The sequence below is a fragment of the Streptomyces sp. NPDC026538 genome (assembly GCF_055567535.1).
The window spans coordinates 304,582-319,050 of the sequence record NZ_JBVHQG010000006.1 but is presented as its reverse complement, the minus strand read 5'-3'; the positions used below and the strand labels follow the sequence as shown (position 1 = coordinate 319,050).

The following is a 14,469-nucleotide window of genomic DNA, read 5'->3' as shown; positions in this document are numbered from 1 at the left end:
CTGCGGGTGGAGGCGGAGACCGCCGGGCGAGGGGGTGCCCGGTCCGTCCCGGGCACCCCCTCCTCGGGTCAGCGGGTCACCGTACGACGACCTGGGCGCTGCCCGTGACGCCGCCGGAGGTCACCGAGACGGTGACCGTGCCGGAGCGGTGGGCGGTCAGGGCTCCGGTGGACGGGTCCACCGAGGCGATCTTCGGGTCGGCCGAGGACCACACGTGTGAGGCGGGGTCCGCGATCGGAATCGTGAGCGGTGCGATGTTGTCGCCGGCCACCTGGTCGCCGGTCGCGGTCAGGGTGAGGTGGTCCCCCTTGGCGATCGGGTCCTTCGGGCTCTGGACGGTGATCGAGGCGATGGCGGGCTCCACGGTGTACTGGAGGTCGCCGTCGTCACCGATCCGGATCAGCCCGAAGTGGTAGAAGCCGCCCTGGTCCGCGGGAGCGTACGCGGGCATGCCGAGGTCCGCGAAGGTGAACTGCGGGATGCCGCCCTTCTCCACCGTGGTGGCGTGGCCCTCGGGGTCGAGGATCTGCTCGGCGAAGCCGCGGGCGTGGCCGTACATCATGATCACGTGCTGCTTCGGGTGCGTCTGCTGGTAGCGCTGCACCAGCCGCAGGTACATGCGTGCCTCCCAGCGGTCCGTGAACTGGCTGTTCGCGGCCGGGTGCGGGTCGTAGGCGGGCATGTGCGTGACGACCAGGACGTCCTTGGCGGTGGTGTCGGTCAACTGCTGGACCAGCCACGGGTACTGGGCGCCCTCGGGATCCTGGAAGGGGTCCGAGGACTGGAGGCTGCCGTGCGAGTTGTCGGTGACGATGAGCCGCGCCGTGCCCTGGCTGTAGGCGTAGTGGGTGTCGCCGAAGGTGTCGCTGTAGTTGCCGTTCTCGGCGTCGGCGCCCTGGGTGATCTCGTGGTTGCCGACGATGTCCCGCTCGGGAACACCGAGCGCGTCCATCTTGGACTTGGCGAACCGGAGGTCGGCGAGCTTGCCGTCGTCGGACATGTCGCCGAGGAACTGGGCGGCGTCCGGCCGGGCCTGTGGGGTGAGCGTGGGCAGCCGCCCGGCGATGGAGTCCATCACGTTGCCGCTGACCGACTTCGGGTCGGAGGCGAGCAGGTGGGCGTCGTCACCGGTGAGCAGGGTGCTGCCGTGCCGGGCGAAGTCCGCCGAGTCCTCCTCGTACGAGAGCCACTTCGGGTTGTTCGGCACGGCGTGGTACTCGGGCACGGTCACCGGCCGCGGGGAGTACAGCGCCTGCAGACCGGCCACGTTGAGCGAGCCGCTGTAGGCGGTGCTCGGGCTGATGGCCAGGAAGTCGACGAAGCTGATGGTCAGCGGGAACTGCATGCCGGCCGGCAGTTGCGCGATGGCGAGGTGCCAGTCCTTCCAGGTGACGTACGTCGGATACAGCGTGGTCGCCGAGCCGTTGACGCCGATGTAGCGTTCGGCCAGCTCGATGCCGTTGCCGTCGCCCTTGATCCACATGCCGATGGCGGTCGGGACATGGCCGCCCGCGGTGTCGGTCTTCAGGGTGACGTTCGGGGTGAGCACGAGCTGCTTGACGCCGGAAGCGGCCGGCATCGAGTAGTCGAGCTTCAGCGATCCGGACTCGGTGGAACCGGGCGGTACGACCCCGGCGTCGGCGGTCAGCGTGGCCGGCTTGCCGGTCGTGTTGTTGCTGAGGCGCCAGTGGTCGAGGCTGTTCATCGGGTCGATGACCTTGCTGACGCTGCCCACCGCGATCGACGTGGTGCCGGTGGCACCCGCGACCGTCGCGCTCACCTCGGCGAGTCCGCCGTCGTCGGCGCTCGCGGTGAACAGGCCGTGGGCGTCCACGGCGCCGAGGTTCGCCGGGTCCGTCTTCCAGGTGGCGGCCTCGGCGGGGATCTGCACCTGGTTGCCGTCCGGGTCGGTGGCGGACAGGGTCAGCTGCTGCGTGGCGCCGTTGTCGAGGTCCGTCTGGTCCGGGGAGACGGTGAGGGTCTTCAGCCTGCTGACGACCTCCAGTTTCTCGGACGTGGACGCGCTGCCGTTCCAGGCGACGATCCGGCCGGTACCGGAGCGGTGCGGGGTGAGCTTGCCGTCTTCGTAGGTGGCCAGGCCCGCGGGCTCGACGCGCACGTGGGTCTCGCCGTCCGCCGGGTTGGCGAACCGGTCGACGGAGTGCACCGGCAGCGGGATGGAGCCGCCGGTGACGGTGGTGACCGTCTTCCCGTCGTTCACGACCACTTTGGTGGCGGCACCCGGCTCCTTGGCCGTCGAGTAGAAGAAGATGCCGTTGGCGACCGGGCGTTCGGTGTTGCCGGGCAGGTCGGAGGGCGTGTTGACGACCTCGGCCTGGCCGGCGCCGGGGGCGCGGCTGACCATGCCGGTGGAACCGCCGCCGTCGAAGAGCATCCCGGTGTACGCGCCGTGCGCGACCAGGTAGCCCGCGGCCTGCTCCGGGGTCACGCCGAAGGCGGTGTCGGAGCCACCGTGGCCGTCGATGGCGACGACGATCGCGTGCCTGCCGTCCTTGGTGATGCCGACGGCGGTCTCCGGATTGGCGCCGCTCGGCGGGGTGCCGGTCGGGTCCTGGTAGACCTTGCCGTCCTTGACGAGGGTGTCGACGCCGCTGACCAACTGGGTGACATCGTTATCGGGGGACAGCCGGGTGGCGATCTCGACGGTGTCGCCCGTGTGCAGGGTGTCGGTGAGCCACTGCCCGCCGTCGCCGGCGCCCAGCAGGCCGGTCTCGTCCGCGGCCAGGCGCGGCACGGTGGTGAGGCCGGTCAGCAACCGGTCGACGACGAAGCCGCCGTCGGTGCTGTGCCCCGCCACCAGCGTGGACGTCTTGGTCAGGCCCGGGGTCTCGCCGAGGTCGGAGGTGACCTCCGTGATGCCTCCGCCGGCCACGTCGTTGACGGTGTTCACCGAGGTGAGCGCACGGGTGGCGGATCCGGCGGTGATGGTGCCGGAGAAGGTCTCGGGCCCCATGACCAGGGTGCCGTCGGGCTTGACGCCGAGCTGGGAGGCGAAGCCCGCCTTGGGGCTCTTCAGCAGTCGGCCGTCGGTCATGACGCCGCCGACGGGACGTCCGCTGCCGTGGATCTCGAAGTAGTCGCCGTTGACACCCGCCACCGCGTGGGTGCGGTGGGCCATCGAAGACGGTGTCTCGTCCGCCGGGTAGGTGAGGGTGTCGCCGGCCTCGACCATGCCCACCCGCAGATTCGGGTCGGTCAGGTCGGCCTGGAGCACCTGGATGTGCTGACGGCCGCCGACGGTGTCGTAGGTCTCGCTGTAGTGCTTCAGGCCGCGGGTGACGGTCTCGGACGGGGTACGGGTCCGGTCCACCACCAGCGGCCAGTTCTCCGGGGTCTCCGGGAGCCAGTCGCGCGGTGCGGAGTGGCCGTGGCCGTCCGTGGCCGTGACGGCGTCGGAACCGGAGGCGATGCCCGCCCCGGTCACGGCACCGATGAGCGCCAGAGTCACCGCGGCCACCGCCGTGCGGCGCGCGCCCGCGGTGGCGGGTCTCTTCTCGCGAAGTGTCATGTGGGTTCTGTCCTTGCGGTCGTGCGCGCCGGTGCTCCCGGCGCGCAACGACCACCGCACACCTGTCCGGCAGACCACAGGTATCCGTTCAGGGTGTGTCAGATGACCATCCTGGTGGGCGTTCCGCCCGCTTCACGAACATCCCGCCAACTCTCGGTTCCGGCCGAACTTTCCGACGGCCATGAGCATCTCAGGGCGGCCATCGCCGTGCCGGGGGTGGCGCGTGACGGCTCGGCCAAGACACCGGAGGAGCTCTGCCGGTCCCCCTCCTGATGCACGGCAGCGGTCCGCGGCCTGAACCACGTCGGTAAGCGCCCCGTCTTCGACGGTTCAGCTCAGGTGGCCGCCGATGAGGTCGGCGAACTCGTCGGGCGTGGCGAGCCGGATGCCGAGTTGTTCGGCCTTGGCACGCTTGGAGCCCGCGTTCTCGCCGGCGACGACGAGGGTGGTCTTCTTGGAGACGCTGGAGGAGGAGCGTCCTCCGGCCCGTTCGATGAGTTCGTTCATCTCGTTGCGGGAGAGCTTCTCCAGGATTCCGGTCATCGCGCCGGTGACGACCACGGTCATCCCGGCCAGCGGACCCCCCTCCGCGGCGGAGGGCGCCGCGCTGTCGCCGTCGGGGCCCGCCACCTCGCCGGGGACGGGCGGGGTGGCACCGGGCTCGGTCATGTTGACGCCCGCGGCGGCGAGCTTGTCGATGAGCGGGGCGAGTTCGGCCAGTTCCGCGACGATCGAGGGAGCCTTCTCCACGCCGATGCCGTCGACCTGCTGCATCGCCTCGGTGGTGGCGGCACGGATGTCGTCCATGGTGGCGAAGTGGCGCGCGATGCGCCGGGACATGGAGCGGCCGGTACCCCGTACCCCGAGGGCGCACAGCACCCGCGACAGCGGCTGCTGTCTGGCCTTGGCGATCGCGGCGAGGAGGTTGTCGGTGCTGGTGGCACCCATCCGCTCCAGGCCGAGGAGCTGCTCGCGGGTGAGGGTGAACAGGTCGGCGAGGTCGGTGACGAGGCCGGTGTCGACGAGCTGGACGACCCGGGTGTGGCCGAGGCCTTCGACGTCGAGCTGGTCGCGGCCGGCGGCGTAGGCGAGGGAGGCGACCAGGTGGCAGTTGCGGCCCTGCGTGCACCGCCAGCGTTCCTCGCGCTTGTCGATGTCCGATCCGCAGCGCGGGCAGGTCTCCGGGAAGGCGATGGGCTGTTCCTCGCCGGTACGCAGGTGGGCGACGGGGGCCTGGATGCGGGGGATGACGTCGCCGGCGCGATACACCATGACCTGGTCGCCCAGGCGCAGGTCGCGCCGGGTGATGTCGGCCGGGTTGTGCAGGGTGGCGTAGGTGATGGTGGAGCCGTCGATGACGACCGGTTCGAGGACGCCGCGTGGGGCGATGATCCCGGTGCGGCCGACGTTCCACTCCACCTCCAGCAGTCGGGTGATCTTCTCCACGGCCGGGAGTTTGTAGGCGATCGCCCATCTCGGTGCGCGCGAGCCGGAGCCCGCGGCCTGCTGGTCGGCGGCGAGGTCGGCCTTGATGACGATGCCGTCGATCCCGAACGGCAGCCCGGCACGGACCGCGGCGATCTCCTGCACCCGGGCGAGGACCTGCTCCACGGTCTCGGCGACGGTGTCCGGGACGGCGGTGTGGGCGCTGGTGTGCACGCCGAGCTTGCCGACCAGGTCCATCAGGTCGCTGTGCGCGGACGCGGTCAGCTGCTCGGCCGGCACCGGGTCGGTGTCGGGCAGCGGCAGCAGTCCGTAGCCGAAGAACGTCATGGGCACGGTGTAGAGGCGCTCTTTGGCCCGCAGCGTGCCCGCCGCGGCGTTGCGCGGGTTGGCGAACGGCAGCCCGCCATGCTGGGTGCGCACCTCGTTGGCGTACTCGAACTGGGCGCTGGTCATGAGGACTTCGCCGCGTACCTCCACGGTGACCGGCTCGGCCAGCTGCTCGGGCAGTCCTTCGATGGTGCCGATCGCGTGGGAGACGTCCTCCCCGGCCGTCCCGTCCCCACGGGTGATCAGCCGGGTCAGGCGGCCGCCGGTGTAGCGGGCGGCGACCGCGAGTCCGTCGAGCTTCGGCCCGACGTGGAAGCGTGCGACCTCGTGCCCGATACGGCGGGCCAGCGACTCGGTCCAGGCGGTGAACTCCTGGGCGGAGAACACGTTGTCCAGGCTCAGCATCGCCACCGTGTGCGGGACGTCGCCCTCCGCCGTGCCGCCGGCCACCTTCCCGGTGGGGGAGTCGGGCAGCACCTGCCCGGGGTGCCCGGCCTCGTACGCGGCGATCGAGCGCACCAGCCGGTCGTAGGCGTCGTCGTCCAGCCGCGACGTGCCGCCGGCGTAGTACGCGGCCGCCGCCTCGACGGCCGCCTCGACCGCCTGCGCGTAGGCGGCGGTATCCACGATCTCTGCTGCAGGTGTCGTCATGTCCCGCATCCTGCCGTCCACCACTGACAACGGGACCGGACGGGAAGAATCAGGACGTCAGCTCTGAACCCTGCACAGGTACTGGGTGAGGGTGCGGCCAGGAATCGACCCGGAGGGAACACGGCCGGCGGGGATGCCTCCCATGGCCTCGTAGAAAGGCTCAGCGTTCGGGTCCGCGTCGATGGTGAACTGGGTGAATCCCAGCGCCTCGGCAGTCTCGACCGCATGGGGCGGAAGTCCGTTGCCATGGGGTCGGTCTGCGGTGGCGGGGCGGCTCCGGCACAGCCGAGGTTCGTGACATGCGCATTGCGATCACATGGCAGGCCCGCTGGAAGGCTGGCGCAGCACGTGATCACCGCCGAAGAATTATTCGTGGTCGGCCCACTCACCCGATACGGAAAGAGCAGGGCCGCGGCACACAAGCGCACCGCCGCCCCAGCCAGGGCGGTGTGTTCATGTCCGTCCAGAAAGCATCAGGCCCATGCCCAGACCCGGCACACCTCCGCCGGCCCTGCGTGCGGCTACCGCCGCCGCATCCCGTTCCTGCAGGAAGGCGGGCTCGTGGTCCGCCATGTGATACGCAAGGCCGCAGGGTGGCTGGCCATGATCGTGGTCGCCACCAATGTGACATACCTGCTTGCCGCGTGGTTCCTCGACCCGAGGTCCAACTACCGGGGGCTGCGGCCGGTGCGTACGGAGGAACAGATTGATCGGTCACTGGCACCGTACAACCTGGATCCGCGGGTCCCTTTGGCGGACCGGTGGTGGCACTGGTTCAGCAACGTGGTCCTGCACTTCGACTGGGGGAGGTCCCCGGTCGGGGCGTCTGTCAATTCGGAGATAGGTTTCCGGGTCGTGGTCAGTGGCCAGTTGGTCACCGCGGCCACGTTGCTGTCCGTGGTGGCGGGTGTGGCGCTCAGCGTGTTCACCGCCTCCCGCCAGTACGGGTGGTGGGACCGCATCACCCAGCTCGTCTCCGTGTTCCTGTTCAACGTCCCGACGGCTGTCGCGGCGCTGGCGGTCGTCTTCGCCGGGATCTGGCTGAACCAGCACCTCGGATGGCGCTTCCTGTACGTCGCCGGGGAGAAGTCGCCGACCGTCACCGGACTGTGGCCGACTATCGCCGACCGGTTCCAGCACCTCATCCTGCCGACACTGTGCCTGACTCTGCTGGGCTATGTCGGCTATCACCTGACTCAGCGTTCGCTGCTGCTGGACAGCATCAACTCGGACTACGTACGCACCGCCCGCGCCACCGGGCTGACACGCGCCCAGGCGATCCGCCGGCACGCGCTGCGCGCCTCGCTGATCCCGACCGCCACGTCGGTGGCATTCAGCATCCCGGCCGTCTTCACCGGCGCAGTGATCACCGAGACCGTCTTCGGCTGGAACGGTATGGGCCAGTACTTCATCCAGACCATCGGCAAGAACGATGTGCACGGCGCCGTCGCTGTTGCCGCGTTCGGAGCCGCCATGACAGCGATCGGTGCGGTACTGGCCGACATCGCGGTCGTCCTCCTCGACCCCAGGGTCAGGGTGAGCTGACATGACGACCACGGTGCCTCCCCTGCCCGAGCCGCTCGATCCCGGCGCGGTGGACCGTACGCCGACACCCCCGCTGGGCAGCGGCCGTCTGTACCTGCGGCGGTTCGCCCGCAACCGTCCGGCCCTGCTCGGAGTGGCGCTTTTCGTACTGCTGGCGCTCTTCAGCGTGTTCGGTGGCGTGTTCACGCACTTCGCCTACACCGACGTGGACTTCACCGCGCTCACCCAACCGCCGAATTCGACCCACTACTTCGGCACCAACCAGGGTGGCAACGATGTCTACGCCGAGGCCGTGCACGGCCTCCAGCGCTCCCTGGTGATAGCGGTCAGCGTCTCGGTGCTGACGATCGTGCTCGCCGCGGTGATCGGTTCGGGCGCGGCGTACTTCGGCGGCCGGGTCGAGAAGCTGACCTTGATGGTCATCCACTTCCTGCTCGTCGTGCCGTCGTTCTTGATCCTGGCTCTGGTCTCGCACCGCCTTGCCGGGGACTGGCGGGTGCTCATCCTGGTGCTGACCGTCTTCGGCTGGATGTCGACGGCGCGGGTCATCTGGTCCGTCTCCACATCCCTGCGCGAGAGGGACTACGTGCTCGCCGCCGAGTTCATGGGGGTGGGGCCGTGGCGGATCGTCGTGCGGCACATCATTCCCAACCTCGGTTCCCTGCTCATCGTCAACCTGACACTGGGAGTCGTCGCCACCGTGCTCAGTGAAACCGCCCTGTCCTTCCTCGGTTTCGGGGTGCAGCCACCGGACGTGTCACTGGGCACGATGCTCGCCGACGGATCGGGCACGATCACCAGTGCGCCGTGGCTGTTCGGCTACCCGGCCGCGCTGGTGGTGCTGCTGACGGTGTCGATGACGCTTGTCGGAGACGGACTGCGTGACGCCTTCGACCCGACGTCGACCACCGGGGCTCTCGGGGGCCGGCGATGACGTTGGCAACCCCCGGGATGCACCCGGCGGCAGAACCTGCGGCAACGGCGCCGGTGCTGTCCGTGCGGGACCTGAGTGTCTCCTTTCCTTCCGAGGCCGGACCTGTCCAGGCCGTACACACAGTGAGTTTCGACGTCCTGCCCGCACACACGCTCGGCATCGTCGGCGAGTCAGGGTCGGGCAAGTCCGCGACGGCCATGGGCATCATGGGGCTGCTGCCGGAGGCCGCCCGCGTGTCGGGCCGGGTGCTGCTGGGCGGCCGTGATCTGGTCGGGCTCAACGACAGACAGCTGTCCGCGGTGCGCGGCAAGGACATCGGCATGGTCTTCCAGGATCCGCTGTCCGCGCTGACCCCGATCTTCTCGGTCGGCAGGCAGCTGTCCGACGCGCTACGGGTGCACCAGGACCTGACGAAGCAAGCCGCGTGGATCCGGGCGGTTGAGCTGCTGGACCTGGTCGGAATCCCCGACCCGCACCGTAGTGCGCGGTCATTCCCGCACGAGTTCTCCGGAGGCATGCGCCAGCGCGTCGTGATCGCACTGGCGATGGCGAACTCGCCGAAGGTCATCGTCGCCGACGAACCGACCACCGCCCTTGATGTGACGGTACAGGCGCAGATCCTGGACGTGCTGCGGACCGCTCAGGCCGAGACCGGTGCGGGCGTGGTACTGATCACCCATGACCTGGGGGTGGTCGCCGGGTACGCGGACGAGGTCGCCGTGATGTACGCGGGCCGGATCGTGGAGCAGGCGACCGCGAAAGAGCTGTTCGAGCGTCCGACCATGCCGTACACGATCGGGCTGCTGGGCGCGGTGCCACGTCCCGAGGCACGGCTGGAGCGGCCACTGGTGCCGATCGGAGGCGAGCCGCCGTCACTGGTGGGGCTCTTGGCAGGGTGTTCCTTCGCGGATCGCTGTCCCGCCGTCGTCGACCGCTGCCGCACACAGGAACCCGTGCTCGCCACGGTCCCCGGGCACGGGCGGGTCGCCTGCCTGCGCGCCGACGAAATAGCCGACGGCACGCCGGCGGCGGACTCGATCTTCCCGACCGCGACGGACACCGAGGGGCCCGACCGCGGTCGGAGCGTCTCGGGCGAGACAGTGCTGCGGGTCGCAGGCCTGGGCAAGACATTCCCGGTCACCAAGGGAGCGCTCCTCAAACGCCGTGTCGGTACGTTGCACGCGGTCAGCGACGTCAGCTTCGAACTGCGGGCCGGTGAAACGCTCGGTCTGGTGGGCGAGTCCGGCAGTGGGAAGACCACCACGTTGTTGGAGATCATGCGGCTCAGGCGGCCCGAGAGCGGCTCGATCGAGATCGCGGGCACGAACGTGGCCGCTTCGGGCTCCGCCGAACAGACTCGAGCACTGCGCCGCGCGGTGCAGATCGTCATGCAGGACCCCATGGGCTCCCTCGACCCACGGCTGCCCGTCTTCCAGCTGCTCGCCGAACCGCTCCAGGCCGTGGGCACGGACCGGGAGACGATCCGGGCCCGGGTGAGCGAACTCCTGTCCCTGGTCGGGCTGGACGCATCAGTGACGGACCGCTTTCCGGGCGCCCTCTCCGGCGGGCAGCGGCAGCGCGTCGGCATCGCGCGAGCGCTGGCAACCGAGCCGCGGATCGTGGTCCTGGACGAACCCGTGTCCGCCCTGGACGTGTCCGTACAGGCCGGCGTCATCAACCTGCTCGGCAAGCTCAAGCGTGAGCTGGGCCTGGCGTATCTGATCGTCGCGCACGACCTCGCGGTGATGCGCCACGTGTCCGACCGCATCGCCGTCATGTACCTGGGACACATCGTCGAGACCGGTGACACCGAAGAGCTCTTCGCGCACGCCAGGCACCCGTACACCGAAGCGCTGCTGTCGGCGATTCCGGTACCCGACCCGCAGCTGGAACGCTCCCGGGACCACATCGTGCTGGAGGGCGAGCAGCCCAGTGCGTCGCGTCTGCCACAGGGCTGTGTCTTCGTCGACCGCTGTCCGCTGTACCGGCTGCTCGACGACGGCCTGCGGCAACGATGCCGCACCGAACGGCCCTCCCTGGGCACCGCGGTTGCCGGCTCCGGCCACAGATACGCCTGTCACGCACGCTGACGGGCTCCTTCCCCAGCACGACGTCGCGCCGTGCGGCGTCGCCCCGCCCCCACAGAGAAACGGATCCCCCATGCGACCGAGAATCGCCCCGGCCTCCGCGCTCGTCGTGGCTCTCGCCCTTACCGCCACTGCCTGCAGTTCCTCCGGAACCGATGCGCCGGACGCCGGGAAGGCGGCCAAGGGCACGACACCCTCGGTCGCCTCGGCGAAGGTCGACTACAACCCCCAGCCGTACAGCAACATCAAGGACGGAGGCACTTACACCACCCCCGGCACCTTCGACGACCAGGGCAACCCGTTCAACGCCAACGCCACCCTCACCGCCACCCGCGTGTGGTTCTGGTACAACCCCGACGTCATCACCTACTCGCCCACCGGCGACGTCCAGTACAACCCGGACTACCTCAGCGACGTCAAGGTCACCGTCACCGGCGGCAACCAGCGCGTGGTCCTCACCCTCAACCCCAAGGCCACCTACAACGACGGCACCCCGATCGACTGGCGGGCCGTCAAGGCGACCTGGCAGGTCAACAACGGCTCGAACAAGGACTACAACGCCAGCAACACCGAGGGCTACCGGAACATCGCCTCCGTCACCCGCGGCGCCGACGACCGGCAGGCCGTCATCGACTTCAAGGGCGTCGACCCGTGGTGGTCAAGCCTGTTCACGACCTTCCTCAACCCCAAGGCCGCCACGGTCGCCAATTTCAACGACGCGTACGTGAAGAAGGCGCACCCCGAGTGGGGCGCCGGCCCCTACACCGTCGGCACCTTCGACACGAAGAGCGGCAACCTCACCTTCGTCCGCAACCCGAAGTGGTGGGGCAAGAAGGGCAAGCTCGACAAGCGGATCTACGTCAACCTGGACTCGGACGCCGCGATCAACGCGTTCAAGAACGGCCAGGTCGACTACGCCTCCACCGGCAGTGCCGAGGGCGTGAAGCAGATCAGCGGCGTCAACGGCACCGAAATCCGCCGTGGCGGCAGCCCCTTCGAGTACTCGCTCTACGTCAACTCCAAATCGGCAGCCCTGAAGGACGTCCAGGTACGCAAAGCGCTGCTGGAGAGCATCGACAGAACACAGATCGCCAAGATCCAGTTCCAGGGCCTGGACTACTCCGAGCCACTCCCCGGTTCGGCGCTGCTCTACAGCTTCCAGAAGGGCTATTCGGACAACGTCTCATCCGTGATCAAGTACGCGCCCGACGACGCCAAGAAGATCCTGGACTCCGCCGGCTGGAAGGCCGGCGGCAACGGCATCCGCGAGAAGGACGGCGCCGAACTCACGGTGGGTTACACCCTGCTCGGCGACGACCCACTGGACAAGGCCACGGCCAACGCGTTCGCCGCGATGCTGAAGCCGGTCGGCATCCAGGTCGACATCAAGAAGGCCGACGAAGCGGACTTCGCCAAGATCCTCAGCGACCGTGACTTCGACCTCTTCTTGTCCGGCAACCGTTCCACGGACCCCTTCGGCGCCCGCTACCTCTACCAGTTCTACGGCACAGACAGTGACTCCAACCTGACCGGCACCGGAACCCCGGAGCTGGACAAGGAGATCCACGCAGCGTCCCAGATATCCGACCCCAGCAAGCAGACCGCCCAAGCCAATGCCATCGAGCGCAAGGAACTGGCGCAGTACGCCTTCCTGCCGCTGTTCAGCGGTCCGTCCATCTACGGCGTCAAGAAGGGCCTGGCCAACGTCGGCGCCACGATCTTCGGCACCCCCCTGCCGGAGACCGTCGGCTGGCAGAAGTGACTTCACGGGAGAGGTCGGGAATCCAAAGAGGGCTCCGACCCGTACCGGTGGGCACATAGGGCAGGTCGTGACGGGGCTGCGCGCGGTCTCGACGGGCTGTTGGCCGTTCCTCCGCCTGAAGGCAGAAGATGCCCGGCTCGGGCCGCCTGCCGAGGCAACGCCTCAGCAGGCCTCGCGCCCTCGCCCCCAGCCAGGTTCACACCGGCTTGGATCAGCATCTCACCTGCCGTGTCCCGCAGCCGGCCGCCCCGTCCACGGACGGCCGGCTCCGCCTCTGATCACTCCGTGGCGGCGGCGAGGGCGGCCAGCTCGCGGTTGACGGCGGCTTGGTGCGCCTCAGCGTCCAGGCGCGCCTTCTTCGGGCTCCAGCGGCCCGCCATCACGAAGACGAAGGGCAGGAAGAGCACCTGGCCGCCGACGCAGATCCACCACCAGGTGCGCCATTCGCCGGGCCCGTCCTTCGACGCCTTCTGGACCTTGGCGCCGTACTCCTGCAGCAGCTTCAGCTGCGGCGCCGCCTTCTGCACGACGGCGAGGTTCTCCGGGCCGACCTCCTTGGCGGCGCGGGCGCCCAGCGCGGGCGGCACGGTGGCCGGGGTGTACTTGTTCAACTCGGCGAAGATGTCCGGGTGCGCGTTGACGATGGCCAGCGCGGGCGCCGCCTGCGCCGAGGCGGCCTTGACCTCGGCGCCGTGCTCCACGAGCGGGGTGACGGAGGTGACCAGTACCGGGATGAAGGCCGCGGAGACGGCGACCACGATGCGTACCGTCCAACCCCAGACCGCCAGGCCCGCCGCGGTCGCCGCCGGGTTGTGCTTCTCCACCGTCTCGGTGAAGCTCGCCATCCAGGGCGCGTAGGCGATGCCGCTGAAGACGCCGATGCCGATGAACAGCCACGCGAAGGTGTAGTAGTCGGTCGTCAGGTGGGTGGCGCGGGTGGCGAAGACCGCGGTCATCACGACGGAGCCGACCGCGCCGACGATCATGAAGGGCTTGCGCACCTTCAGCCGGTCGGAGAGCAGGCCGACCAGGACCAGGGCGATGGCGTTCGCCGCCCAGTACCAGTTGGCCAGCGCGTTGGTGCGCTGTTCGCTGTAGCCGAAGACGGTGGAGAAGTAGACGACGAAGTTGCCGACCGCCGCGTAGTACAGCAGCAGGAACACGGCGATGGCGAAGGCCGAGCCCAGCACGTCCAGGCGCATCATCTGCCGCCACTCGCCGCGGCGTACCGCCTCGGTGTCCAGCCCCTTGGCGCGGGCCTCGATCAGCGCCCGGTCCCGCAGCGTCACCATGATCTGGTCGCGCAGCGCCGGGGACAGCTCGCGCAGCGCGAAGACCGCGACGACGAAGACGACGAACCCGGCGATCGCCGAATAGCGCAGTTCGTCCTGCCAGGTGGCGCTGTCGAGGGTGTTGCTGGTGACGGTGGTGACCACCAGGGAGCCGATGACCGGTCCCATCGTCCAGTACCCCATCGCGGTGGCCCGGCCGAGCTGCGGGGAGAAGTCCCTGATCAGCGCGGGGGTGGCGACCAGCACGATGCCCTCGATGAAGCTGACGAGCGCGAAGAGCACCAGATAGGTGGTCTTGTTCGCCGCGTTCGGCAACCCGAAGAAGACCAGCAGCGCGGCGATCAGCAGCCCGTAGACCACCAGATTCGCCCGGCCCCAGCGGTCCGCCAGACCCGCCACGAGCGAGGCGAAGGCCCCGACCGCGTTGCCGATCACCGAGACCCAGATGAAGTAGCGATACGTCATACCGAAGTGCGTGATGATCGACGTGGCCACCGCGTACTGGATGTACAGCATGTAGTACAGGACGACCGTGGTGACGACCACGATCGCGAGATAGACCATACGGCGAACGGTGGGCGGATAGTCCGCCAGTTCGCGGCGGTACACCCAGGCCAGCGGGCCGCGGGGGTCCGCGGAGGGCGCGGCGGGCGCGGGTCTGTCGGCGTCGGACGGTGTCGTGGCGGCGGACATACGGCTCCTCCCAGGGATACCCGGAACCGGGTGTTCGCATCGGTGTGACGAGCATGCGCGGAGGCCCGGCTCCGAGAGCGTGGGCAGAGGCTAGTACCGACTAGTCGGTACGCCTAGAGGGTCTGCACAAGATCATGTACCGGGTTCATCCCGGGCCGGCGAAAGTGCGCGTGCCGAACGCCGGTCTTAATGGCCCGAAGGGC

The 14,469-nt window shown here is 69.1% G+C and carries 8 protein-coding genes; 5 read left to right on the top strand and 3 right to left on the bottom strand.

Going from position 1 to position 14,469, the window contains the following annotated elements; translation table 11 throughout:
- Nucleotides 1-76: 76 nt before the first annotated feature.
- Nucleotides 77-3,529, bottom strand: a complete 3,453-nt coding sequence (locus tag ACZ4N4_RS25220) for a phosphodiester glycosidase family protein (RefSeq protein WP_467592315.1) — start codon at nucleotides 3,527-3,529, stop codon at nucleotides 77-79.
- A 102-nt stretch (nucleotides 3,530-3,631) separates the two neighbouring features.
- On the opposite strand from ACZ4N4_RS25220, the gene ACZ4N4_RS25215 reads away from it, so the two are divergent.
- Nucleotides 3,632-3,802 (top strand): hypothetical protein, encoded by a 171-nt coding sequence (locus ACZ4N4_RS25215; protein ID WP_467592313.1) that lies wholly within the window; start codon nucleotides 3,632-3,634, stop codon nucleotides 3,800-3,802.
- A 57-nt stretch (nucleotides 3,803-3,859) separates the two neighbouring features.
- Here ACZ4N4_RS25215 and ligA read toward each other — a convergent pair whose 3' ends face one another.
- The gene (gene ligA, locus ACZ4N4_RS25210) at nucleotides 3,860-5,953 is read right to left on the bottom strand and encodes an NAD-dependent DNA ligase LigA (RefSeq protein ID WP_467592311.1); all 2,094 of its coding nucleotides are present in this window, start codon (nucleotides 5,951-5,953) and stop codon (nucleotides 3,860-3,862) included.
- A 561-nt stretch (nucleotides 5,954-6,514) separates the two neighbouring features.
- Here ligA and ACZ4N4_RS25205 point away from each other — a divergent pair.
- From ACZ4N4_RS25205 to ACZ4N4_RS25190, 4 genes are all read left to right on the top strand, one after another.
- Nucleotides 6,515-7,498, top strand: coding sequence for an ABC transporter permease (locus ACZ4N4_RS25205; protein WP_467592834.1), 984 nt, complete (start codon nucleotides 6,515-6,517; stop codon nucleotides 7,496-7,498).
- A gap of 1 nt (nucleotide 7,499) precedes the next feature.
- A complete protein-coding gene (locus ACZ4N4_RS25200) occupies nucleotides 7,500-8,432 on the top strand; it encodes an ABC transporter permease (protein WP_467592309.1) in 933 nt (310 codons plus the stop codon).
- Nucleotides 8,429-10,522 (top strand): dipeptide ABC transporter ATP-binding protein, encoded by a 2,094-nt coding sequence (locus ACZ4N4_RS25195; RefSeq protein WP_467592307.1) that lies wholly within the window; start codon nucleotides 8,429-8,431, stop codon nucleotides 10,520-10,522. Before ACZ4N4_RS25200 ends, ACZ4N4_RS25195 begins: the two co-directional genes overlap by 4 nt.
- Before the next feature lie 70 nt (nucleotides 10,523-10,592).
- The gene (locus ACZ4N4_RS25190) at nucleotides 10,593-12,281 is read left to right on the top strand and encodes an ABC transporter family substrate-binding protein (RefSeq protein WP_453574426.1); all 1,689 of its coding nucleotides are present in this window, start codon (nucleotides 10,593-10,595) and stop codon (nucleotides 12,279-12,281) included.
- 278 nt (nucleotides 12,282-12,559) lie between these two features.
- On the opposite strand, the gene ACZ4N4_RS25185 is transcribed toward ACZ4N4_RS25190, so the two are convergent.
- Nucleotides 12,560-14,266: an MFS transporter gene (locus tag ACZ4N4_RS25185; RefSeq protein WP_467592304.1), complete on the bottom strand. Its 1,707-nt coding sequence runs from the start codon at nucleotides 14,264-14,266 to the stop codon at nucleotides 12,560-12,562.
- Nucleotides 14,267-14,469: the final 203 nt, after the last annotated feature.